Source organism: Sphingomonas sp. CL5.1 (assembly GCF_013344685.1).
In the GTDB taxonomy this organism is placed as follows: Bacteria; Pseudomonadota; Alphaproteobacteria; order Sphingomonadales; family Sphingomonadaceae; genus Sphingomonas.
In genome coordinates this window covers 776,323-797,232 of record NZ_CP050137.1, presented here as the reverse complement: position 1 = coordinate 797,232, position 20,910 = coordinate 776,323, and the positions used below count along the sequence as shown (strand labels likewise).

Annotated in this window: 23 protein-coding genes; 12 read left to right on the top strand and 11 right to left on the bottom strand. The window is 68.8% G+C overall.

Features of this window, described 5'->3' with window-relative positions; genetic code table 11:
- Positions 1 to 141: 141 nt before the first annotated feature.
- From F9288_RS03995 to F9288_RS03980, 4 genes are all read left to right on the top strand, one after another.
- Positions 142 to 990 (top strand): TorF family putative porin, encoded by an 849-nt coding sequence (locus F9288_RS03995; protein WP_174835418.1) that lies wholly within the window; start codon positions 142 to 144, stop codon positions 988 to 990.
- 104 nt (positions 991 to 1,094) lie between these two features.
- The gene (locus F9288_RS03990; RefSeq protein WP_174838846.1) at positions 1,095 to 1,991 is read left to right on the top strand and encodes a tetratricopeptide repeat protein; all 897 of its coding nucleotides are present in this window, start codon (positions 1,095 to 1,097) and stop codon (positions 1,989 to 1,991) included.
- A 1-nt stretch (position 1,992) separates the two neighbouring features.
- The gene (locus tag F9288_RS03985; protein ID WP_174835416.1) at positions 1,993 to 2,598 is read left to right on the top strand and encodes an LON peptidase substrate-binding domain-containing protein; all 606 of its coding nucleotides are present in this window, start codon (positions 1,993 to 1,995) and stop codon (positions 2,596 to 2,598) included.
- Positions 2,595 to 2,768: a Trm112 family protein gene (locus F9288_RS03980; protein WP_174835415.1), complete on the top strand. Its 174-nt coding sequence runs from the start codon at positions 2,595 to 2,597 to the stop codon at positions 2,766 to 2,768. The genes F9288_RS03985 and F9288_RS03980 overlap by 4 nt, the downstream gene beginning before the upstream one ends.
- Here the strand turns inward: F9288_RS03980 and F9288_RS03975 are convergent.
- The 3 genes from F9288_RS03975 to pabB all read right to left on the bottom strand — a co-directional run bounded on the left by F9288_RS03975 (position 2,755) and on the right by pabB (position 6,129).
- Positions 2,755 to 2,898 carry a hypothetical protein gene (locus F9288_RS03975; protein WP_174835413.1) on the bottom strand — a complete coding sequence of 48 codons (144 nt, stop codon included), beginning with the start codon at positions 2,896 to 2,898 and terminating at the stop codon, positions 2,755 to 2,757. The genes F9288_RS03980 and F9288_RS03975 overlap by 14 nt on opposite strands.
- A 200-nt stretch (positions 2,899 to 3,098) precedes the next feature.
- Complete coding sequence (locus F9288_RS03970; RefSeq protein WP_174835411.1) at positions 3,099 to 4,298, bottom strand: pyridoxal phosphate-dependent aminotransferase; 1,200 nt, start codon at positions 4,296 to 4,298, stop codon at positions 3,099 to 3,101.
- Between the two features lie 61 nt (positions 4,299 to 4,359).
- Entirely contained in the window at positions 4,360 to 6,129 is a 1,770-nt protein-coding gene (gene pabB / locus F9288_RS03965) for an aminodeoxychorismate synthase component I (RefSeq protein ID WP_254621069.1), read from the bottom strand.
- Between the two features lie 90 nt (positions 6,130 to 6,219).
- Here pabB and F9288_RS03960 point away from each other — a divergent pair, with 90 nt between their 5' ends.
- Positions 6,220 to 6,882, top strand: coding sequence for an MBL fold metallo-hydrolase (locus tag F9288_RS03960; protein ID WP_302675316.1), 663 nt, complete (start codon positions 6,220 to 6,222; stop codon positions 6,880 to 6,882).
- A 69-nt stretch (positions 6,883 to 6,951) separates the two neighbouring features.
- On the opposite strand, the gene rpoZ is transcribed toward F9288_RS03960, so the two are convergent.
- On the bottom strand, positions 6,952 to 7,296 hold the full coding sequence (gene rpoZ / locus F9288_RS03955; protein WP_174835408.1) for a DNA-directed RNA polymerase subunit omega: 345 nt from the start codon (positions 7,294 to 7,296) through the stop codon (positions 6,952 to 6,954).
- A gap of 107 nt (positions 7,297 to 7,403) precedes the next feature.
- Here rpoZ and F9288_RS03950 point away from each other — a divergent pair, with 107 nt between their 5' ends.
- Positions 7,404 to 8,558, top strand: coding sequence for a phosphatidylserine/phosphatidylglycerophosphate/cardiolipin synthase family protein (locus tag F9288_RS03950; protein ID WP_174838842.1), 1,155 nt, complete (start codon positions 7,404 to 7,406; stop codon positions 8,556 to 8,558).
- 63 nt (positions 8,559 to 8,621) lie between these two features.
- Here F9288_RS03950 and F9288_RS03945 read toward each other — a convergent pair whose 3' ends face one another.
- Positions 8,622 to 9,242 carry a class I SAM-dependent methyltransferase gene (locus F9288_RS03945; RefSeq protein ID WP_174835406.1) on the bottom strand — a complete coding sequence of 207 codons (621 nt, stop codon included), beginning with the start codon at positions 9,240 to 9,242 and terminating at the stop codon, positions 8,622 to 8,624.
- A 137-nt stretch (positions 9,243 to 9,379) separates the two neighbouring features.
- On the opposite strand from F9288_RS03945, the gene F9288_RS03940 reads away from it, so the two are divergent.
- Both F9288_RS03940 and F9288_RS03935 read left to right on the top strand, forming a co-directional pair.
- On the top strand, positions 9,380 to 9,715 hold the full coding sequence (locus F9288_RS03940) for an antibiotic biosynthesis monooxygenase (protein WP_174835404.1): 336 nt from the start codon (positions 9,380 to 9,382) through the stop codon (positions 9,713 to 9,715).
- A gap of 41 nt (positions 9,716 to 9,756) precedes the next feature.
- On the top strand, positions 9,757 to 11,025 hold the full coding sequence (locus F9288_RS03935; protein WP_174838840.1) for an MFS transporter: 1,269 nt from the start codon (positions 9,757 to 9,759) through the stop codon (positions 11,023 to 11,025).
- A gap of 7 nt (positions 11,026 to 11,032) precedes the next feature.
- On the opposite strand, the gene F9288_RS03930 is transcribed toward F9288_RS03935, so the two are convergent.
- Positions 11,033 to 13,312: a CDC48 family AAA ATPase gene (locus F9288_RS03930; RefSeq protein ID WP_254621068.1), complete on the bottom strand. Its 2,280-nt coding sequence runs from the start codon at positions 13,310 to 13,312 to the stop codon at positions 11,033 to 11,035.
- A gap of 293 nt (positions 13,313 to 13,605) precedes the next feature.
- Here F9288_RS03930 and F9288_RS03925 point away from each other — a divergent pair, with 293 nt between their 5' ends.
- Positions 13,606 to 14,499 (top strand): LysR substrate-binding domain-containing protein, encoded by an 894-nt coding sequence (locus F9288_RS03925; protein WP_174835401.1) that lies wholly within the window; start codon positions 13,606 to 13,608, stop codon positions 14,497 to 14,499.
- 48 nt (positions 14,500 to 14,547) lie between these two features.
- On the opposite strand, the gene F9288_RS03920 is transcribed toward F9288_RS03925, so the two are convergent.
- Positions 14,548 to 15,003 carry a peptidylprolyl isomerase gene (locus F9288_RS03920; RefSeq protein ID WP_174835399.1) on the bottom strand — a complete coding sequence of 152 codons (456 nt, stop codon included), beginning with the start codon at positions 15,001 to 15,003 and terminating at the stop codon, positions 14,548 to 14,550.
- 135 nt (positions 15,004 to 15,138) lie between these two features.
- On the opposite strand from F9288_RS03920, the gene mgtE reads away from it, so the two are divergent.
- Together mgtE and F9288_RS03910 are read left to right on the top strand one after the other, a co-directional pair.
- Positions 15,139 to 16,536, top strand: coding sequence for a magnesium transporter (mgtE, locus tag F9288_RS03915; protein WP_174835397.1), 1,398 nt, complete (start codon positions 15,139 to 15,141; stop codon positions 16,534 to 16,536).
- A gap of 14 nt (positions 16,537 to 16,550) precedes the next feature.
- Entirely contained in the window at positions 16,551 to 16,952 is a 402-nt protein-coding gene (locus tag F9288_RS03910) for a DUF1489 family protein (RefSeq protein WP_174835395.1), read from the top strand.
- Here the strand turns inward: F9288_RS03910 and F9288_RS03905 are convergent.
- The 4 genes from F9288_RS03905 to recQ all read right to left on the bottom strand — a co-directional run bounded on the left by F9288_RS03905 (position 16,844) and on the right by recQ (position 20,498).
- Positions 16,844 to 17,761 (bottom strand): sterol desaturase family protein, encoded by a 918-nt coding sequence (locus F9288_RS03905; RefSeq protein WP_174838839.1) that lies wholly within the window; start codon positions 17,759 to 17,761, stop codon positions 16,844 to 16,846. The two genes, F9288_RS03910 and F9288_RS03905, sit on opposite strands and share 109 nt — an antisense overlap.
- Before the next feature lie 82 nt (positions 17,762 to 17,843).
- Entirely contained in the window at positions 17,844 to 18,239 is a 396-nt protein-coding gene (locus tag F9288_RS03900) for a hypothetical protein (protein WP_174835394.1), read from the bottom strand.
- A 14-nt stretch (positions 18,240 to 18,253) separates the two neighbouring features.
- Complete coding sequence (locus tag F9288_RS03895) at positions 18,254 to 18,688, bottom strand: TIGR01244 family sulfur transferase (protein WP_174835392.1); 435 nt, start codon at positions 18,686 to 18,688, stop codon at positions 18,254 to 18,256.
- A 49-nt stretch (positions 18,689 to 18,737) separates the two neighbouring features.
- Positions 18,738 to 20,498: a DNA helicase RecQ gene (gene recQ, locus F9288_RS03890; RefSeq protein WP_174835390.1), complete on the bottom strand. Its 1,761-nt coding sequence runs from the start codon at positions 20,496 to 20,498 to the stop codon at positions 18,738 to 18,740.
- 136 nt (positions 20,499 to 20,634) lie between these two features.
- On the opposite strand from recQ, the gene F9288_RS03885 reads away from it, so the two are divergent.
- On the top strand, positions 20,635 to 20,907 hold the full coding sequence (locus F9288_RS03885) for a GNAT family N-acetyltransferase (RefSeq protein ID WP_174835389.1): 273 nt from the start codon (positions 20,635 to 20,637) through the stop codon (positions 20,905 to 20,907).
- Positions 20,908 to 20,910 lie beyond the last annotated feature (3 nt).

Genomic DNA, 20,910 nt, shown 5'->3' with positions numbered 1-20,910 from the left:
TTTCGACACGATCCAGCAACAAGAGCGATAAAATGCTGCACTAGCGTAATGACCTCCGGCCAGCCGATGCCCGCCCTTCGCGGGTGAGAGCATCGGCGGACGGAGAAGCAGGAGGAGCCTCTGACCAACAGGAGGTTCCACATGAAGACGTTCTACCTCATTCCCGCTCTCGCGCTCGGTTTCGCGGCGCTCCCCGCCGCCGCGCAGGAAACCGCCCCCCCCAAGGCCATCACCGTCACCGGCAGCGTCGCCGTGGTCAGCGACTATCGCCTGCGGGGCGTGTCACAGTCCGACAAGCATGCTGCGGTGCAGGGTGGCTTCACCGTCGCGCACGAAAGCGGCTTCTATGTCGGCACGTGGGGGTCGAGCCTCGCCGGCTGGGGCACGTTCGGCGGCGCCAACATGGAGCTGGACCTGATCGGCGGTTACAAGAGATCGCTGGGCGGCGGCATCTCGGTCGACGCGGGCCTCACCTGGTACATGTATCCGGGCGGGGCGAACAAAAGCGACTTCGCCGAGCCGTTCGTGAAGCTCTCCGGCACCGCCGGCCCGGCCTCGGTGCTGGTCGGCGTCGCCTACGCGCCCAAGCAGCAGGCGCTGGGCAAATGGTATGACGGCGCGACGGATTATGCGCTCGGCACGCCGACCCATCCCGGCGCGAAGAACGACAACCTCTATATCTGGACCGACCTGTCGGCCGCCATTCCCACCACCCCGCTGACCGCCAAGGCCCACCTCGGCCACTCGGACGGCAACAGCGGCCTTGGCCCCAACGGCACCAGCGCCGCGCCGACCGGCCATTACTGGGACTGGATGATCGGTGCCGATTTTGTCGTGAAGGGCACGCCGCTGACGCTGAGCGCGTCGTGGATCGACACCGATATCAGCCGGAGCAAATCGGCCTATCTCTGGCCGAACTTCGCCTCCACCAAGGATGGCAGCTCGATCGCCGGCTCGACCGCGCTGTTTTCGGTGACCGCCGCGTTCTGACCGTCATTTGATGCTTCGGGCGGGCCGGGGGGTTTGCTTCCCCCGGCCCGTCCCCACATAAGGGCGCACCAATCAAGCTGGAGCGACCCTTGGCAACCCTGGGCATGAGTGAAGCGGAAAAGGCGGCGGTGCAGGAATTCCGCCGCGACGTGGTCGAGCCGTCGATGACGAAGCTCGTCATCGTCGATTTCTGGGCCGAATGGTGCGGGCCGTGCAAGGCGCTGGCGCCGGTGCTCGAAAAGGTCGCGGCGGCCTATGCCGACAAGGGTGTGGTGCTGGCGAAGGTCGATACCGACAAGAACCAGTTCATCGCCGCGCAATTCCAGGTGCGCTCGATCCCCACCGTCTATGCGATGTTCCAGGGCCAGCTCGTCGCGGACCTGACCAATGCACGCACCGAATCGCAGCTCCGCACGACGCTCGACCAGCTCCTGCGCCAGCTCCCGATCCAGGGCGAGGCGCAATCGCAGGAAGCGGAGCTGGAGCCGCTGATCGCGATGGGCGAGGAGGTGCTGGCTTCGGGCGACGCGCAGCGTGCGCTGTCGATCTTCGACCAGCTCGTCGAGATGGCGCCGGATCACCACGCCGTCCTCTCCGGCCGCATCCGCGCGCTGGTGGCGGCGGGCGACCTTGCGGCCGCCGAGGCCGCGATCGCCGCGCTGCCGGAGGATGTCGCGAAGCTGCCCGATATCGAGCGTGCCCGGTCCGCGGTGGAGCTGGCTAAATCCGCGCCCGAAGTGTCCGATCTTGCCCCGCTGGAGGCGGCGGTGGCGGCCGATCCGGCGAACCTTCAGGCGCGCTACGACCTCGCCAACGCGCAGATGGCGGCGGGGAATCGCGATGCGGCGGCGGAGGGCTTTCTCGCGATCACCGCCGCCGACCGCGAGTGGAACGAGGGCGCCGCGCGCCAGCAGCTCCTCAAGCTGTTCGAGGTGGTCGGGCTGGAGGACCCGTGGGTGTCGCAGCAGCGCCGCAAGCTCTCGGCGATCCTGTTCGGGTGACATGACGCGGCTGTCGATCTTTCCCCTTGCCGGCGCGATCCTCTTTCCGGGGATGCACCTGCCGCTGCACATCTTCGAGCCGCGTTATCGCGCGCTGGTCTCCGACGCGATGGCGCGTGATCGGCGGATCGGGATGATCCAGCCGCGCGGCGAGGGCGAGCCGCCGCCACTCTACGACATCGGCTGCGTCGGTCGGATCGTTGAGGTCGAGATGCTTGACGACGGGCGCTCGAACATCGTGCTCGAAGGGATGTCGCTGTTCCGCGTCGCGCGCGAGCTGGAGGTGACGACGAAGTTCCGTCAGGTCGAGGCGGAGCTGATCGCAACCCCGGCCGACGACACGCTCTCGCTCGCCGCACGTGCCGGGCTGGAGATGGAATCGAAACGCTTCGCCGAGGCGCAGGGCTATGCGGTGGACTGGAACGCGGTGGGGCGGCTCGACGATGCCAGCCTCGTCAACGGCATCGCGCAGATCGCGCCGTTCGATGCGGCGGCGAAGCAGGCGCTGCTCGAAACCCCGACGATCGCCGAGCGCGCCGAGCTGATCGTCCAGCTCCTGCAATTCTTCGGCCGCCACGACGGCGAAGACCGCGTGACGCTGCAATGATCGATCCGTGGCTGCTGGAGCGGCTGGCCTGCCCCGTCACGCGCCAGCCGCTGCTTTACGACGAGGCGGCGGGGGAGCTGGTTTCCGACGCCGCCGGCCTCGCCTATCCGATCCGCGACGGCGTGCCGGTGTTGCTGGTGGAGGAAGCGCGCCCGCTTACTTCGCGCTGACGACGTGCGTCGGCGCGTCCGGCGCGGGCGTGTCGGCGAGCGCCGGGTGCAGCGCGAACAGCCCGACCGCACCGATCACGAACCCGCCCGTGAACTGCCACAATAAGGTGGATTTGAGGAAACGGGTCATACGCTCGGGTCTCTTCATCGATACTTGGACGGGTCGGCGGGCGGAACGTGTCCGGCCGGCGGCAGGGGAAATTATAGTCGGGCTTGCTGAACCCCGGCTGGCGCCGCCGTTCATCTCGCAGGTGCGATATAGGTGTCCGCGCTTTGCCGCGCTATTTCAGCGATCGAAACTTTATGTTTCGTCGCTGAAACCATTGTCGCTCAGCGGAGCGCTCCGCAGGCGGTCTGGATGCGCTCGCACGCCGTGCGCAGCATCTCCTCGCTCGTCGCATAGCTGATGCGCATCGCCGGCGAGAGGCCGAACGCCACGCCCTGCACCGCCGCGACCCGTGCGTCCTCCAGCAGGTAGGTGACGAAATCGCTGTCGTTCTCGATCTGCTTGCCCGCCGGGGTGGTCTTGCCGATCACGCCGGCCACCTCGGGATAGACGTAGAAGGCGCCTTCCGGGCGCGGACAGCTGATGCCGTCCGCCTGGTTGAGCATCGACACCACCAGGTCGCGGCGCTTCTGGAACGCCGCGTTGCGCTCGGCGAGGAATGACTGGTCGCCGTTCAGTGCCGCCGTCGCCGCCGCCTGCGCGATCGAGCAGGGGTTGGACGTGGACTGCGACTGGAGCTTGGCCATCGCCTTGATGAGCCACGGCGCGCCGGCCGCGAAGCCGATCCGCCAGCCGGTCATCGCATAGGCCTTGGAACAGCCGTTGACCGTCAGGGTGCGCTCATAGAGGGACGGGCAGACCTCGGCGATCGTGGTGAAGCGGAAATCGTCGTAGACGATATGCTCGTACATATCGTCCGCCATGATCCAGACTTGTGGATAGCGTTCCAGCACCTCGCCCAGCGCCTTCAGCTCGGCTTCCGTATAGGCCGCGCCGGTGGGGTTGGAGGGCGAGTTGAGGATCAGCCACTTCGTCCTGGGCGTGATCGCGGCCTCCAGCATCGCCGGGGTCAGCTTGTAGCCCAGCGCCGCGCCGGCCGCGACGATCACCGGCGTCGCGCCCGCGAACTGGACGATGTCGGGATAGCTCACCCAGTAAGGCGCGGGGACGATCACTTCGTCGCCGGGGTTGAGCGTGGCGAGCAGCGCGTTGAACAGGGTGTGCTTGCCGCCGACGTTCACGCTGATCTGCTGCGTCGTGTAATCGAGGTTGTTGTCGCGCCTGAACTTGGCGACGATCGCCTCCTTCAGCTCCTGCGTGCCGTCGACGTTCGTATATTTCGTCTTGCCGTCGCGAATCGCCCGGACCGCAGCTTCCTTGACGAAATCGGGCGTGTCGAAATCCGGCTCGCCCGCGCCGAGGCCGATCACGTCCACGCCGGTGCGCTTCAGTTCCAGCACCTTGGTGGTGATGGCGAGCGTCGGAGAGGGGCTGATGCGGTCGAGCGCGGCGGAGGGCTTCATGGGGCAGGCCTCTTGATGTTTCGCGAAAGCGCGGTTGCGCAATCCGCTTATGTCGCGGCGCCTATAGCGGGGGCAGTTCCGATTTCGCAACCGCAACAACGGCCGGCATCAACCCGCGCAGTGCATTTCCGACGAAAAAGCCGTCCGAGAGATCGGCGGGAGCGAGATCGCCCTCCACCGCGCGGCCCGCGGCGAGCAGTTCGGCGCGCAATATGCCGGGCAACAGACCGCGCATCAGCGGCGGCGTGACGAGCGTGCCGCCACGCTCGACGAAGATGGTGGTGAAGCTGCCTTCGGTGAGGAAGCCATCCGGGCTGACGAACGCCACCTCGTCGCTGCCCGCCGCCATGCGCGCGCGATCGAGGAAGGCGCGGGCGCTGGTCTTGTGGTGTAGCCGAAAATCGGTGGGCGCGGCCGGCAGCGGCACCAGCGCGACTTCCAGCGGCGCGGCGCGCGGCGGGGGAGCAGGGCCGATCTCGATCGCGATCCGGCCGCTGCGCGCGGCAAGCAGCCTGATCCTCGCCGGACGGCGCAGGCGGAAGGTCGCCGCCTGCAATTCGTTGCGCGTGTCGTGGCGGTCGAAGGCGAAACCGAGCGCCTCGGCGCTGGCCTTCATCCTTGCGAGATGCGCCTCCACCCGCAGCACGCCCTCCTCCGGGTCGAACGCCATCGTCTCGATCAGGTCGAAGCGCGGCGCGTCGTGGGTGAGGAAGGCGCCCTTGGCCAGCGCCTCGTCCCATTCCGCGGCGGCGGCGGATTCGGCGACGATGCCGCCGCCCAGCCCGATCGTCGCGCGGCCCGCGCCGTCCACCAGCAACGTGCGGATCGCGACGTTGAACTGCGCCGCTCCCGGCGCGTCGATGAGGCCGATCGCGCCGGTATAGGGGCCGCGCGGGGCTCGCTCCACCGCGCCGATCACCTGCATCGCGCGCACCTTCGGCGCGCCGGTGATCGAGCCGCACGGGAACAGCGCCGCCAGCACGTCGATCGCGTCATGCGCGGGATCGAGCATGGCGGTGACGGTGGAGGTCATCTGATGGACCGTCGGATAATGCTCCACCGCGAACAGTTCCGGCACCGCGACGCTACCCGGCACGGCGACGCGCGACAGATCGTTGCGCATCAGGTCGACGATCATCAGATTCTCGGCGCGCTGCTTCCCGTCCGCCGCCAGCGCGGCGGCCGCCGCCGCATCGAGCGCCGGATCGGCGCCGCGCCGCGCGGTGCCCTTCATCGGGCGGCAGGTGATGCGCCCATCCGCGAGATCGAAGAACAATTCGGGCGAGAAGGAGAGCAGCGTTTCGCGCCCTGTCGCCACCAATGCGCCCCAGCCAGCTTTCGCCCGCGCGCGCACCGCCGCGTAGAGCGCGAGCGGATCGCCGGCGAACGGCACCGACGCGCGAAAGGTGAGGTTGGCCTGATAGATGTCGCCCGCCGCGATCAGCGCCCGCACCCGCTCGATCATCGCGTCATATTCGGCGCGCGACACCTCCGGCTCGGGCGCGCCGACCCATGCGCCGGCGGGATCGGGGAGCAAGGTGGCCGGATCGGCGATCTTCGCGAAACCATCGAACAGGCCGAACCACAGGAGAGGCGTCGGCGATCGCGGCGCTGGCCCCGCGCCCGGCTCCAGCACATGCCCCGCCTCATAGGAGAGGAACCCCGCCGCCTGCCGCCCCGCCGCCACGGCCGCGCGCAGTTCGGCGAGCGCCGCCGTCACCTCGCCGGGCGAATGCGTCTCGATCACCGCCGCTGGCGCGCTGTAGAGCCGGGCGGGCGCGCCGTCGGCGCGGGCGTCGTCAAGCAGCACGAAGGGGGCGGGTGGCAGCATCGCGCGCGGTGATGCCCGCCGCATCGCCTTGCGGCAAGGGCGGGGACGCGGTTAGGACTCAAACATGGTTTTTGCTGAAGGATCGTTTCGATGACCGAACCCGCGTTGCGCGCGATGATCGTGCCGGTCACGGCGATCGAGCAGAATTGCACGATCGTCTGGTGCACCGCGACGAAGAAAGCGGCGGTGATCGATCCCGGCGGCGACATCCCGCGCATCAAGGCGGCGATCGCGCAGGCCGGGGTGACGGTGGAGAAGGTGCTGCTCACCCACGGCCATATCGACCACGCCGGCGAGGCGAAGCCGCTGGCCGACGAGCTGGGCGTGCCGATCGAGGGGCCGCACGAGGACGACCGCTTCTGGCTCGCCCGGCTGGCCGACGACGGCCGCAACTGGGGGATTCGCGGTGTGCCGTTCGAGCCGGACCGCTGGCTGGAGGACGGCGACACGGTGACGGTCGGCGAGCTGACGCTCGACGTCTATCACACGCCCGGCCACACGGCGGGTCATGTGATCTACCATCACGCGCCGTCGCGATTCGCGCAGGTTGGCGACGTGCTGTTCCAGGGCTCGGTCGGGCGCACAGACCTGCCGCAGGGCAATCACCAGCAGCTTGTCGAGTCGATCGTCACGAAGCTGTGGCCGCTGGGCGACGACGTGACCTTCATTCCGGGGCATGGCAAGGCCAGCACCTTCGGCCATGAGCGGCAATGGAACATGTTCGTCAGCGACGGGGCGCTGTCGGCGGCCTGAGGTCCAAACGAAAAAGGCCGCGACCGTATCGAAACGGTCGCGGCCTTTTTCTGTCGGGTGCCGAAGGGCTCAGCCCTCGTAATCGGCGCCGAGGTTCTGGTTGCGCGGCGGGGCGGCGGCGGTGAGGCGCAGCGCCTCCGCCGACGCGGCGAGGCTGCCGACCGCATCCGCCTCGTCATCATCGTCGATCTGCACGCGTTGCAGGCTGGCGACGAGCGATTCCTCGAGGTTGTCGGGCAGGACCGTCTGCTCGGCGATCTCGCGCAGCGCGACCACCGGGTTTTTGTCGCGGTCGCGATCAATCGTCAGTTCCGCGCCGCCCGATACCTGCCGCGCGCGCTGTGCCGCGAGCAGGACCAGATCGAAGCGGTTGGGGATCTTGTCGACGCAATCCTCGACCGTCACGCGCGCCATGGACGCTTTCCTTCGTTGTTTCCGCTGGGTGAAGGCGCGCGATCTAGGTGCGCGGGCGCGCAAAGTCAAGAAAAGCGCGCTTGTCGCCGGGCCGCCGCCCCGCCAACATGGGCGCGATGGAGACGTTCACCGTCGAGGGCAATCGCCTGACCCTGCTCACCGAGGGGCCGGCGCGGCTCGACGCGCTGGTGGCGCTGATCGACGGCGCGCGCAGAAGCCTGCGCATCCTCTATTACATCTATGCCGACGACGAATCGGGCCGGCGCGTCAATGAGGCTTTGCTCGCCGCCGCCGCGCGCGGGGTGCGGGTGGCGCTGATCGTCGACGGTTTCGGCAGCGACGCGGCCAGCCGCAAGCATTTCTTCGACCCGCTGGAGGCCGCCGGCATCCCGGTATGCTGGTTCGCGCCGCGCTTCGGCCGCCGCTACCTGCTGCGCAACCACCAGAAGCTCGCGCTGGCCGACGAGGCGCGGATCATGATCGGCGGGTTCAACATCGCCAATGACTATTTCGCCGCCGACGAAGCGGATGCGTGGCGCGATCTCGGCCTGCTGGTCGAGGGACCGGCGGCGCGGCGGATCGCGCGCTATTTCGATGCACTGCGCGAATGGGTGCTGCTTCCGGCGGGGCGGACGCGCCATCTCGGCCGGGTGCTGGCGCGGTGGAGCGAGCCGGCGGGGCGGGTGCGCTGGCTGATCGGCGGCCCGACGCGGCGGCTGTCTCCCTGGGCGCGCGCGGTGCGGCACGACATGCGGCTGGCCGCGCGGATCGACATCATCGCGGGCTATTTCACGCCCAGCCCGACGATGCTGCGGCGGATGGACCGCGCGGCGCGGCGCGGCGACTCGGTGCGGATCGTCACCGCCGCGCGATCGGACAACAACGCCACGGTCGCCGCCGCGCGCTTCAGCTATCGCGGGCTGTTGAAACAGGGGGTGCGCATCTTCGAATATCAGCCGTCGAAGCTGCACACCAAGCTCTATGCGATCGACGATGCGGTGCATATCGGCAGCGCCAATTTCGACATGCGCAGCCTGTTCATCAACCTGGAACTGATGCTGCGGATCGATGATGCCGCCTTCGCCGCCTATGTCCGCCGTTATATCGACGGAGAGGTGGCGCGCTCGATCGAGATCACGCCCGAAGCCTATCGCGCCGCGACCGGCTGGTGGCAGCGGGTGAAGCAGTTCTTCGCCTATCTGATCGTCGGCGTGGCGGACCCGACGCTGTCGCGCGGGCTGAATTTCGGCATCGACGATTGAGGGATGACGACAGCGGACCGTCGCCGGACGGGTTCGGCCATGCCGACCCGCCCGCGCCCGGCCTTACTCCGCGTCCTTCCATGCCCAGTAAAGCTGGGCCGGCGGGACGTTCCACCATTCCATCCCGTGATCGATGCGCGGGAAGTGCGGCGCGATGAAATCATGCACCTTGGGGCTGAACTGATAGACGAGGAACGCCCCGCCGGTGCGGATCACGCGCTGCGTCGCCGCCGCGATCGCCGGGCCGACGCCGGTGGGCAAGGTGGAGAAGGGCAGGCCGGAAAGCACGTAATCGGCCTTCTCATGTCCGTGATCGGCGACGATCTTCTCCACGTCGGCGGCGGAGCCGAGCACCGGCACGAAGCGCGAATCGACGATCGTGTGGCGCAGGTAATTGATGAAGTCCGGGTTGGTGTCGATCGCGATCAGGGTCGCGTCCGGCGCCATCTTGCTCAGGATCGGGCGGCAGAAGGTGCCGACGCCGGGGCCGTATTCGACGAACAGCTTGCACCGCTGCCAGTCGACGGGGCCGAGCATCTTCTCGATCAGCTTCTCCGACGAGGGGATGATCGATCCCACCATCACCGGATGCTTGAGGAAGCCCTGGAAAAACATCTGCCACGGACCCGGAATGCCGGCGGGGCGGGACCGCGCGCGGCGGACGGCACTGGTCGAACTGGGCATCGAGGCTATGTCACTCCCGGACGTGGAAATGGGCAAGATAGGATTTTGCCCCGTCGCACATCTTTCGAACGCTGGGCAAGCGCTAACAGTTGCACGGCCGGGGTTGCGTCCGCGCGGCAAGCGCCTAAGCGGGCGTCATGCACGACGGAACGAGCGTGGACCGGGCGGGGCAGGTGGCGGTGATCTTCGTCTCGCAGCGCACCGCCGCCGATGGGGCGGGATATGCGGCGGCGGCCGCCGCGATGGACGCGCTCGCCGCCCGCCAGCCCGGCTATCGCGGGGTGGACAGCACCCGCGACGCGGACGGATTCGGCATCACCGTCTCCTATTGGGGCAGCGAGGCGGAGGCGCTGGCATGGCGCGACCATCCCGAACATGCCGCGATCCGCGCGCGCGGCCGGGCGGAATGGTATGAGCGCTATCAGGTGATCGTGACGCGCGTCGAGCGCGGCTATGCCTGGACGCGGCCGTGACGCGCGGATTCGACCGGCGCTTCACGCTGCTGTTCCTCGTCATGCTGACGATCGCGGCGGGGAACACCGCGCTGCAATCGGTGCTGCCCGCGCTCGGCCGCTCGCTGGGGGTGATGGACAGCGCGGTGGCGGCGGCCTTCTCGGTCTCGGCGCTATTGTGGGTGATCGCCGCGCCCTTCTGGGCCAATCGCTCGGACCGGCAGGGACGGCGCGCGATGGTGCTGCTGGGCGTCGGCGGCTTCACCGTCAGCCTCGGCCTTTGCGGCCTGTTCCTCGCGGCGGGCATCAACGGCTGGATCAGCGGCACCGCCGCCTTCGGCCTGTTCATCCTGGGGCGGCTGATCTACGGCACCTTCGGCTCGGCCGCGCCGCCGGCGGTGCAGGCGATGGTCGCCGGCAACACCACGCGGGAGGAGCGCACCCGCGCGCTGACCCTCCTCGCCTCCGCTTTCGGCCTCGGGACGATCCTCGGCCCGGCGATCGCGCCCTATCTGATCCTTGGCACGTTCGGGTCGTTCGAGATCGGGCTGGCCGGCCCCGCGTTCATCTTCGCGGCGTTCGGGCTGGCGATGTTCCTGACCGTCAGGCGGATGCTGGCGGACGATCGCGATGTCGAGGGCGAAGTCTACGGCGCGATGAGCGCCTATCCCTCGATCGGCGGCCAACCGACCGGCGCCAGCGTGCGCGCCGCGACCGAGCCGCACGGGGCGGAGGTGAAGTTCACCGACCGGCGCATCCGCGGCTGGATGATCGTCGGCCTGGTCGCCGGCCATGCGCAGGCGATGACCAGCCAGGTGGTCGGCTTCCTCGTCATCGACCGGATGCACCTTGCCCCCGCCGCCGCGCTGGAGCCGACCGGCATCGTGCTGATGATGGGGGCGGGGGCTTCGCTGCTCGCGCAATGGGGACTGATCCCGCTGCTCAACCTCGCCCCGCGCGCGCTGGTGCTGTGGGGGCTGCTGCTGGCGGCGGCGGGGGCCGCGCTGACTGGCCTGGCGACCTCGCTGTACGGCATCGCCACCGCCTATGCGCTGGCGAGCCTCGGCTTCGGTTTCATCCGGCCGGGCTATACGGCGGGGTCCAGCCTCGCGGTCGGATACGAATCACAGGGATCGGTCGCGGGCAAGGTGACGAGCATCAACGGCGCGAGCTTCATCCTCGGTCCGTCGATCGGCGTCGGGCTGTACGAACTGCGTCACCCGCTGCCCTATCTCGCCGCCGGCCTCGCCTGCCTGCTGCTGTTCGCCTATTGCTGGAAGCAGCTGCGCGACCAGCCGGCCGACGCGCCGTGCGACGCGCTGGCCGACTGAGCGGCGGTCACCGGCGCGGGGCCGGCTGACCCGGCATGGCGAAGCCGATCGATTGCGGAGCGTTCGCCTCCTGCTTCAGCTTCGCGGCGATCTGGGCATATTCCTGCTCCAGCTCCGGTGTCACGCTGGCACGCGATTCCTTCAGCGCGGCGCGGAAATGCGCCATCGTCACCTGCTTCGTCTCCAGCGATTCGCGCAGCGCGACCAGGCCCGCGCGGCGCACCACGTCCTCCAGATCGGCGCCAGTGAAGCGATCCGTGTCCGCCGCGATCGCGTCGAGATCGACATCGGGCGCCAGCGGCATCTTCTGTGTCTGGATCGCGAGGATGCGCCGCCGCCCCGCCTGATCCGGCACGCCGACATAGATCAGCTCGTCGAACCGCCCCGGCCGCAGCAGCGCCGGATCGATCAGGTTCGGCCGGTTGGTCGCACCGATCACCACCACGGACTGCAATTCCTCCAGCCCGTCCATCTCGGCGAGGATGGTGTTGACCACGCGCTCGGTCACCTGTGGCTCGCCCAGCCCGCCGCCGCGGGCGGGGACGAGGCTGTCCAGCTCGTCGATGAAGATCACCGTCGGCGCCACCTGGCGCGCGCGCTGGAACAGGCGGGCGATCTGCTGCTCGCTCTCGCCATACCATTTGCTCAGCAGGTCGGACGACTTGGTGGCGATGAAATTCGCCTCCGCCTCGCGCGCCACCGCCTTGGCGAGCAGCGTCTTGCCGGTGCCGGGCGGGCCATAGAGCAGGAAGCCCTTGGCCGGGCGGATGCCGAGCCGGCGGAAGGCGTTCGGGTCCTTGAGCGGCAGCTCCACCCCTTCCTTGAGCCGCATCTGGGCGTCGTCCAGCCCTCCGATATCGGCCCAGCGCACGGTCGGCGCCTGCACCATCACCTCGCGCATCGCGGACGGCTGGACGCGCTTGAGCGCCTCCATGAAGTCATTCCGGGTCACCGCCAGCGTGTCGAGCACTTCGGCGGGGATGGTGCGCTCCTCCAGGTTGAGCTTCGGCATGATGCGGCGCACCGCCTCGATCGCCGCCTCGCGGGTGAGCGCGGCGATATCCGCCCCGACGAAGCCGAAGGTGGAGCGCGCCAGCTCGTCGAGGCTGACGTTATGCTCCAGCGGCATGCCGCGCGTGTGGATGCCGAGGATCTCGCGCCGCCCCCGCTCGTCCGGCACGCCGACGACGATCTCGCGGTCGAAGCGGCCGGGGCGGCGCAGCGCCTCGTCGATCGCCTCTGGCCGGTTGGTGGCGGCGATCACGACGAGGTTGGCGCGCGCCTCCAGCCCGTCCATCAGCGTCAGGAGCTGGGCGACGACGCGCTTCTCCGCCTCGCCGGTGACCTGCCCGCGCTTCGGTGCGATCGAATCGATCTCGTCGATGAACACGATCGAGGGAGCGTTCTTCGCCGCCTCCTCGAACACGCTGCGCAGCCGCTGCTCGCTTTCGCCATAGGCGGAGCCCATGATCTCGGGGCCATTGATGAGGAAGAATTGCGCGTCGCTCTCGTTCGCCACGGCGCGGGCGAGCCGCGTCTTGCCGGTGCCGGGCGGGCCGTGGAGCAGCACGCCCTTGGGCGGCTCGACACCCAGCCGCTCGAACAATTCGGGATAGCGCAGCGGGAGTTCGACCATCTCGCGGAGCTGGTCGATCGTCGCGGCCATGCCGCCGATGTCGTCATAGGTGACGTCGGCGCGCCGCGCGTCGCCCGGCTCCTGATATTCGGGGCGCAGCTCCACCTCGGTATTCTCGTCGATATGGACGATGCCCTTGGGCGCGGCGGACACCACGACGAGGCGGATCTCCTGGAGCGCATAGGCCGGGGCATTGACGAACTGCGCCATGTTCGGCGGCATGTTCTGCACGCGCTGATGCCCGGCGGTCGCGACGATATCGCCCTGGCACAGCGGTCGGTTGAAGAAGGTGCGCTTGAGCGCATGGGTCGAGCCTTGCAGGCGCAGGTTCTGCTGCGCCGGCGCGAAGACGACGCGGGTCGCGGGCTTCGATTCGGCGCGATGCACCTCGACATAGTCGCCGGCGCCGACGCCGGCGTTGGCGCGTTGCAGGCCGTCGATGCGGATGATCTCCAGCCCCTCGTCGTCGGCATAGGGGCCGACCGCGCGGGCGGGGGTGGATTTCTTGCCGGCGATCTCGACGACGTCGCCCTCGGCGATGCCCGCCGCCGTCATGAAGGCGCGCGGAAGATGAGCGATGCCGCGGCCCGAATCTTCCGGCCGCGCATTCGCCACCTGCAACTTGCGTGTCGCCTCGCCACCGTCCGCCACTATCCGATCTCCAAACAGCCTCGCTATGAAAGATAGAAACGATCGGCGCCGGTTGCGAGATGCCGCGCGCATCGGCGCAGGCATAAAAAAAGGGCCGATCGCGAGGACCGGCCCATGAAAGTTTATAGGAGAGGATGCCTGAAAGGCCCGTCCTATGTGCGTCGCGGCAGGTTATTGTGCAAGTGCGAAGAAAGCCAGTTCGCTTGCATTTCTTGCAATCGTTAAGTTACGGTGCTTGCGTTGCGTCGCGCCGCAAGTGCATGATGCGGTGCACAAGAAAAGAGCGGGATTCCATGCGTCGGCTGCCACCCTTGACCGCGATCGAGGCGTTCGTCGCCGTCGCCCGGCTCGGCTCGGTGAAGGCGGGCGCGCAGGAACTGGCGCTGTCGCCGCCCGCGCTGAGCCGGCGCGTGCAAACGCTCGAACGCTTCATCGGCAGGCCGCTGTTCGACCGCCGCCATCAGGCGATGGTGCCCAATGCGGACGGCGAGCGGCTGCTGGCGCAGATCGCACCGGTGCTCGATCAATTGTCCGATGCGCTCGCCGGGCTGACCAGCGCGGCGGAGGTGGTGCGGCTGCGGCTCGGCGTGATGCCGCTGTTTGCGTCGCAGCGGCTGTTCCCGCGGCTCGGTGGGCTGCGCGCCGCCCATCCGGAGCTGCATCTCGACATCGACACCGCCGGCCATGCGATGACCCGGCTGGGCGAGGGGCTGGACGCGGTGATCGCGCTGGCGCGGGAGGTCGACCCGACGCTCTATGCCCGCCGGCTCGATCGCAACATGGTCTATGCGATCGGCGCGCGGGCGCTGGTCGAGGGGCCGAATCCGATCACCCGGCCCGAGCAGCTCGCCGACCTTTCGGTGCTGATCCATCGCGACATGCCCGACACCTATTCCACCTGGCGCTACGCCGCCGGGCTGCCGGAGATCGAGCCGGTGGCGATCGACCATTTCGATTCGGGCGCGCTGATGCTGGAAGCGGCGGCGCAGGGGCTGGGCGTCGCCTTCATGCTCGAAAGCCATTTCGAGGACGCCAACGATCCGCGCCTCGTCCGCATGTTCGGCGATATCGAGGTGGAAAGCCCCTACAGCTACTGGTTCGTCTGCCGCCCGCGCGCGTTGCAGCAGAAGCCGGTGAAGATCTTCCGCGACTGGCTGCTCGCCAATCTCCGGCAGGAAGGGGTGTAGGCCGCGGTCGGCCCCTCCCCGGCAGGGGAGAGGCCGTCGGGACGGATCTTACTCCGCGCGCATCTTCTCGATCTTGCCCGGCTCGCGCGGCGGCTCGCCCTTGGGGAGCGCGTCGATATGCTCCATGCCGGCGGTCACCTCGCCCCAGACGGTATATTGGCCGTCGAGGAAGCGGGCGTCGTCGAAGCAGATGAAGAACTGCGAGTTGGCGCTGTCCGGATTGTTGGTCCGCGCCATCGAGCAGACCCCGCGCACATGCGGCTCGCGGCTGAACTCCTGCTTCAGGTCCGGCAGGTCCGAACCGTGCATCCCGGTGCCGGTCGGGTCGCCGCCCTGCGCCATGAAGCCGGGGATGACGCGGTGGAACACCACGCCGTCGTAGAAGCCCTGATTCGCCAGCGTCGCGATGCGCTCGACGTGATTCGGCGCGAGATCGGGGCGCAGCTTGATCGTCACGTCGCCGTCGGCGAGCGTCATGGTCAGCGTCTGGAAGGTATCGGCCATCGTCGGCTCCTGATTCCGGGGAAGCCGGCGCCCTACCGCCGGCGCGCCCGCATGGCAAATCGCGGCTTGTCGATCCACCGCCGTACCCATATCAGACACTGGCAGGCACGCGCGATACTGGAAGGGGGCGAAGCGATGAGCGACACCGAACTTCAGGTCGCGGACGATGAAAGCCAGCTCGACGCGGACGATCGGCTGAAGCCGGAGTTCGTCGATGCGGTGCTCGCCGCCGTCGAGGCCGGCGACGACGAGGCGGCGCGCGCGCTGGTCGAGCCGCTCCATGCCGCCGATGTCGCCGATTTGTTCGAGCTGGTGGCGGAGGATCGCCGCGCCGCGCTGGCGAAGGCGCTCGCCGACCTGCTCGACGCCGATGTCTTCGCGGAGATGAACGATTACGTCCGTGAGGACGTGATCGACACGCTCGACGCGCGGCAGGTGGCGGACATCGCCTCCGAACTCGACACCGACGACGCAGTCGCGATCATCGAGGACCTCGACGTCGAGGATCAGCGCGAGGTGCTCCGCGCGATGGAGCCGGACGATCGCGCCGCGATCGAGGAGGCGCTGAGCTACCCGGAGGAATCCGCCGGCCGCCTGATGCAGCGCGAGCTGATCGCGGTGCCGGAACATTGGACGGTCGGCGACACGATCGATTTCCTGCGCGGGCATGAGGAACTGACCACCGACTTCTGGGAAGTGTTCGTGGTCGACCCCTCGCATCGCCCGGTCGGCACCGTCGCGCTGTCGTGGATATTGCGCACGCCGCGCGCGATCCCGATCGCCGACGTGATGCAGCGCGAGCAGACGCTGATCCCGGTCGACATGGATCAGGAGGAAGTGGCGCTGCGCTTCCAGAAATATGCGCTGATCTCGGCGGCGGTGGTGGATGCCAGCGGGCGGCTGGTCGGCATGATCACCGTCGACGATGTGGTCCACATCATCCAGGAGGAAGCGGGCGAGGACACGCTGAAGCTCGCCGGCGCGGGCGACGGCGACATCAACGAGCCGCTCGCCGTCACCGTGCGCACGCGCGTCGCGTGGCTGGTGGTCAATCTCGGCGCGACGATGCTGTCCGCCTCGGTGGTCGGGCTGTTCCAGGGCGAGATCGCGCGCTTCGCGCTGCTCGCCGCGCTGATGCCGATCGTCTCGGCGTTGGGCGGCAATGCCGGCACGCAGACGCTGGCGGTGGTGGTGCGCGCGCTCGCCACCAACCAGCTCACCAGCTCGAACACCTTGCGCATGTTGTTGCGCGAGTTCCGCGTGGCGATCTTCAACGGCATCGCGCTGGGGACGATCGGGGCGCTGGGCAGCTATGTCATCCTCGGCAACGCCGGCCTGTCGCTGGTGTTCGCGGTGGCGATGGTCATCAACAGCATCGTTGCGGGTCTGGTCGGCGTGATGGTGCCGGTGGCGCTGGACAAGGCCAATGTCGATCCGGCGGTATCCTCCGCCGTGTTCGTCACGACGATGACCGATGTGATGGGTTTCTTCTCCTTCCTCGGTCTCGCCGCCTTGTGGGGGCTGGGCGGCTGACCCACATCCTCCTTATGCTGCATCTCACCAAGGTCGCGTTCGGGGCAAGCGGGGTCGATGATCTCGCCGAGCGGCTGCGCGCGCGGGGCGAGCTGGGGCCGGTGTTCCTCACCACGCGCTATCTGCCGAAGCGGCATGAGGAGATCGCAGGGCGCGGCTCGCTGTTCTGGATCATCAAGCATGCGCTGGTCGCGCGCTCGCCGATCCTGTCGTTCGGCGAGGCGGAGGGCGGGCGCGTCGCGATCCATATCGATCCGGCGCTGCGCCTCGTTCATCCCCGGCCGAAGCGCGCGCATCAGGGCTGGCGCTATCTGGAGGCGGCGGACGCGCCGCTCGATCTTTCCGACGGCGAGGGCGGCGGCGAGGTGCTGCCCGCCGCGCTGGCCGGGAAGCTCGGCGAACTCGGCCTCATCTGACGCGCCGCCCAGGCGGCTTTCAAGCTCTCGCTGGTGTCGCGGCTGTTGTCGTGGCTCCAGCCGGGCGGACGCCAGATATAGCCGGGCTTGGCGCGCCACGGCGCGGCCCACACGTCGCGCGCGATGCCGATCCATTCGTGGAACGCCGCCCAGATCAGGTTGAACGAGCCGAGCTGGTGGACGATGCCGTAGCGCGGGCGCTCCTCGTCCAGCTCCGGCTCGAACGTGCCGAACATCCGGTCCCAGACGATGAACACGCCGGCATAATTGCGGTCGAGATAGCGCGGGTTGGTCGCGTGGTGGACGCGGTGGTGCGACGGCGTGTTCATCACCGCCTCGAACCAGCGCGGCATCCGCCCGATCACTTCCGTGTGTATCCAGAATTGATAGACGAGGTTCACCCCCGCGACGAAGAACACCATCGCCGGCGGGAAGCCGATCAGGAACAGCGGCAGGCGGAACAGGAAGGCGAGGCTGAAGAAGCCGGTCCATGTCTGCCGCAGCGCGGTGGAGAGGTTGTAATGCTGCGAGCTGTGGTGGATCACATGGCTCGCCCAGAACCAGCGCACGCGATGGGCCGAGCGGTGGAAGACGTAATAAGCCAGATCGTCCAGCACGAAGGCGACGGCGAACCAATACCAGTGCCAGCCAATGTCGAACAGGCGGAAGCGCCACACCCACATCGCCAGCGCATAGACCGCGCCCGCCGACAGCACCCCCGCGATCGTGCTGCCGAAGCCGAGCATCAGGCTGGTCAGCGTGTCGCGCGGCTCGTAGCGGCCGCGGTCGCGGAAGCGCGCCACCACCATCTCCGCCAGCACGAGCAGGACGAAGCCGGGGACGGCGATGTTGACCGGATCGGGCAGCGCGGGCGGGGTCACGCCCGCGAGCTTACACTCGTGTCAGTTGCGGCGCCAGCCTGCGCACATCGAGCGCGTCGACGCCCGGCAGCGCCACCGCGCCGAAGCGCCGCTCGCCGGTCTCGACCAGCATCCCGCCGGGAGTGGCGCGCACGGCTTCCCATTCGATCACGCGGGCGGCGATGCGCGCGCCATGCGCCTTGAGCGCCACGATGCGGCGGTCCTCCCCGAACACCAGCGCGCCGCGCCCGTCCGATCCGATCACGGCGGAGACGGCGACGAAGCCCGCGACCGCCTCGTCGGCGGCGCGCAGCGCGTCGCCCTCTTCGACCAGGATGCGCTCCGCCCGGCCGAGCTTCAGCCCCGCCGCGACGCCGCCGAGCGCCAGCACGGCGCCGAGCGAGCCGCCCAGGGCAATCCAGTTCATCCCCGCCAAGTGCGTCAGCCCTGCCGCGCCACCGCGTCCATCAGCGGGCGCAGGCTGGCGAGGCCATAGCCCGCGCCCTCGCCCTTCGCGGTCACCTCATCGGCGTCCACGCCGAGCCTCGCCTGCGCCAGCGCCCACAGGTTGCACGAGCGCGTGCCGGAGCGGCAGAACGCCAGCACCGGGCCGCCCGCCCGTTCCAGCGCCTCGATCATCGCCGTCACCTGCGGCTGGGAGAAGCCGGCATGGGTGATCGGGATCGCGGTATAGGCGAGGCCGGCGTCCTCCGCCGCCGTGCGGATCGCGTCGCCGTCCGGCTGGCCGGCTTCCTCGCCGTCCGGGCGGTTGTTGACGATCGCGACGAAGCCGGCGGTCTTGATCGCGGTGATATCCTCCGGCGCGATCTGCGGCGCGACGGCGATGGTGGCGTCGATGGGGCGGATGTCGAGCATGGTCGGTTCCCCTAACGCAGCTTGTCGCGGGATTGAACCGGGTCGGCGATCAGTTTTCGTGGATAACCCGGAGGAACGCCTCGCCATAGGCGTCGAGCTTGCGCTGCCCGATGCCGGCGATCCGCGCCATTTGCGTCAGCGAGGCCGGTCGGGACGCCGCCATCTCGCGCAGCACCGAATCGTGGAAGATGACATAAGGCGGCACCTGCGCCTCCTTCGCGAGATCGCGGCGCTTCTCGCGCAGCGCCTCGAACAGCGGATCGCCGACCGGGTTGGCGGCGGCCTCGCCCTTCCGGCGGCGCTCGCGCCTGGGCGGCAGGACCAATGCGACCTGCTCCTCGCCCTTCAGGATCGCGCGGGCGGCGGGGCCGAACTCAAGCCCGCCGTGCGGATTGGCGCGCAGCGCGTCGCGGAGCTGGAGCGCGCGGCCGACCGGCTTGAGCAGCGCCGTCTCCTCGCCGTCGACGATCCCCCAGACGGAGAGCGATTCATGGCCGTTCATCAGGCTGCGCTCGGTCGATTTGCCGGTGAGCACCTGCTCGACATAGGTCGATCCGAACATCTGCCCGGTGCGGAACACGGCGGAGAGATATTTCTGCGCCACCGTGCTCGCGTCGATCGCGCTGGGCGGCGACAGGCAATTGTCGCAATTGCCGCAGCTTTCGGGTGGCTCCTCGCCGAAATGCCTGAGCAGGATGCGGCGGCGGCAACCGGCCGTCTCGACCAGCGCGCCGAGCGCGTTGAGCCGTGCGCGCTCGCCGGGCTGGCGGCGCTCCTCCACCTCGGCGATGCGCTGGCGGGCGCGGGCGAAATCGTCGGCGCCCCAGAACAGATGCGCCACCGCCGGATCGCCGTCGCGCCCGGCGCGGCCGGTCTCCTGATAATAAGCTTCGATCGACTTGGGCAGGCCGGCATGGGCGACGAAGCGCACGTCGGGCTTGTCGATCCCCATGCCGAAGGCGACCGTGGCGCAGATCACCATGTCCTCGGACGCGACGAAGGCGGCCTGGTTGGCGGCGCGCACCGCCGGCTCCAGCCCGGCGTGATAGGCGCGCACCGGGCGGCCGGTGACGGCCAGCGCCTCGGCCAGCCGCTCGGTGCCGGCGCGCGTCTGGGCATAGACGATGCCGGGGCCGGGGGTGGCGCGGATCAGGTCGAGGATCTGCCGCGTGCTATTGTCGCGCGGGGTGATGGAGTAGCGGATGTTCGGCCGGTCGAAGCCGGCGACGATCATCCCGTCGTGCGGAATGCCGAGCTGGTCGAGGATGTCGGCGCGGGTATGCGCATCGGCGGTGGCGGTGAGCGCGAGGCGGGGGACGTCCGGGAAGCTGTCGAGCAGCGGGCGCAGCAGACGATAGTCGGGGCGGAAGTCATGGCCCCATTCGCTGACGCAATGCGCCTCGTCGATAGCGAACAACGCGATGCGCCCGCGCTGGAGCAGATCGCGGAAATCGGCGGTCGAGGCGCGTTCCGGCGCGACATAGAGCAGGTCCAGCCCGCCATCGAGGAAGCGCCCGCGCGTCTCGGCGCGATTCTCGTCCACGCTGGTCAGCGTCGCGGCGCGGATGCCCACCGCCTCGGCCGCGCGAAGCTGGTCGTGCATCAGCGCGATCAGCGGGGAGACGACGACGCATGTCCCCTCCAGCATCACCGCCGGAAGCTGGTAGCACAGCGACTTGCCCGCGCCGGTCGGCATCACCGCCAGCGTGTTCTCGCCCGCCAGCACGCGGCCCACCACGTCGCGCTGGACGCCGCGAAAGTCGGGGAAGCCGAAGATGCGCTGGAGGGTGGAAACCGGGTCGGCAAGCATGATCGGTGCGCTATAGCGATGGAAAAGGTCGCGGCGCCAGCCCGCTCCCCCGCCCCGCCTCCCACAAGATACTGCTGTTGGGGGGCGGGACGGGGGAGCGGGCTGGCGCCGCCTGGCGGACATGAAAGGATTTTCGATGGAAATCGTGCGCGACAACAGGGCCGAGCAGGAGTTCGAGCTGGACGTGGACGGCCACCGCGCCCTCGCCGCCTATCAGATCGAGGGCGACTGGATCGTGTTCACGCACACGCTGGTGCCCAAGGCGCTGGAGGGGCGGGGGATCGGATCGAGGCTGATCCGCGCCGCGCTCGACAGCGCGCGAGATCAGGGGCTGAAGGTGGTGCCGCAATGCTCGTTCGTGCGCGCCTATATCGAGCGGCACGACGAATATCGGGATCTGCTCGGGTGACGC

What these genes read in the sequence shown, in the direction of transcription:
- F9288_RS03995 (WP_174835418.1), top strand. Translation starts at nt 142, where the DNA reads ATGAAGACGTTCTACCTCATTCCCGCTCTCGCGCTCGGTTTCGCGGCG.
- F9288_RS03990 (WP_174838846.1), top strand. Translation starts at nt 1,095, where the DNA reads ATGAGTGAAGCGGAAAAGGCGGCGGTGCAGGAATTCCGCCGCGACGTG.
- F9288_RS03985 (WP_174835416.1), top strand. Translation starts at nt 1,993, where the DNA reads ATGACGCGGCTGTCGATCTTTCCCCTTGCCGGCGCGATCCTCTTTCCG.
- F9288_RS03980 (WP_174835415.1), top strand. Translation starts at nt 2,595, where the DNA reads ATGATCGATCCGTGGCTGCTGGAGCGGCTGGCCTGCCCCGTCACGCGC.
- F9288_RS03975 (WP_174835413.1), bottom strand. Translation starts at nt 2,898, where the DNA reads ATGACCCGTTTCCTCAAATCCACCTTATTGTGGCAGTTCACGGGCGGG.
- F9288_RS03970 (WP_174835411.1), bottom strand. Translation starts at nt 4,298, where the DNA reads ATGAAGCCCTCCGCCGCGCTCGACCGCATCAGCCCCTCTCCGACGCTC.
- pabB (WP_254621069.1), bottom strand. Translation starts at nt 6,129, where the DNA reads ATGCTGCCACCCGCCCCCTTCGTGCTGCTTGACGACGCCCGCGCCGAC.
- F9288_RS03960 (WP_302675316.1), top strand. Translation starts at nt 6,220, where the DNA reads ATGACCGAACCCGCGTTGCGCGCGATGATCGTGCCGGTCACGGCGATC.
- rpoZ (WP_174835408.1), bottom strand. Translation starts at nt 7,296, where the DNA reads ATGGCGCGCGTGACGGTCGAGGATTGCGTCGACAAGATCCCCAACCGC.
- F9288_RS03950 (WP_174838842.1), top strand. Translation starts at nt 7,404, where the DNA reads ATGGGCGCGATGGAGACGTTCACCGTCGAGGGCAATCGCCTGACCCTG.
- F9288_RS03945 (WP_174835406.1), bottom strand. Translation starts at nt 9,242, where the DNA reads ATGCCCAGTTCGACCAGTGCCGTCCGCCGCGCGCGGTCCCGCCCCGCC.
- F9288_RS03940 (WP_174835404.1), top strand. Translation starts at nt 9,380, where the DNA reads ATGCACGACGGAACGAGCGTGGACCGGGCGGGGCAGGTGGCGGTGATC.
- F9288_RS03935 (WP_174838840.1), top strand. Translation starts at nt 9,757, where the DNA reads ATGCTGACGATCGCGGCGGGGAACACCGCGCTGCAATCGGTGCTGCCC.
- F9288_RS03925 (WP_174835401.1), top strand. Translation starts at nt 13,606, where the DNA reads ATGCGTCGGCTGCCACCCTTGACCGCGATCGAGGCGTTCGTCGCCGTC.
- F9288_RS03920 (WP_174835399.1), bottom strand. Translation starts at nt 15,003, where the DNA reads ATGGCCGATACCTTCCAGACGCTGACCATGACGCTCGCCGACGGCGAC.
- mgtE (WP_174835397.1), top strand. Translation starts at nt 15,139, where the DNA reads ATGAGCGACACCGAACTTCAGGTCGCGGACGATGAAAGCCAGCTCGAC.
- F9288_RS03910 (WP_174835395.1), top strand. Translation starts at nt 16,551, where the DNA reads ATGCTGCATCTCACCAAGGTCGCGTTCGGGGCAAGCGGGGTCGATGAT.
- F9288_RS03905 (WP_174838839.1), bottom strand. Translation starts at nt 17,761, where the DNA reads ATGGTGGTGGCGCGCTTCCGCGACCGCGGCCGCTACGAGCCGCGCGAC.
- F9288_RS03900 (WP_174835394.1), bottom strand. Translation starts at nt 18,239, where the DNA reads ATGAACTGGATTGCCCTGGGCGGCTCGCTCGGCGCCGTGCTGGCGCTC.
- F9288_RS03895 (WP_174835392.1), bottom strand. Translation starts at nt 18,688, where the DNA reads ATGCTCGACATCCGCCCCATCGACGCCACCATCGCCGTCGCGCCGCAG.
- recQ (WP_174835390.1), bottom strand. Translation starts at nt 20,498, where the DNA reads ATGCTTGCCGACCCGGTTTCCACCCTCCAGCGCATCTTCGGCTTCCCC.
- F9288_RS03885 (WP_174835389.1), top strand. Translation starts at nt 20,635, where the DNA reads ATGGAAATCGTGCGCGACAACAGGGCCGAGCAGGAGTTCGAGCTGGAC.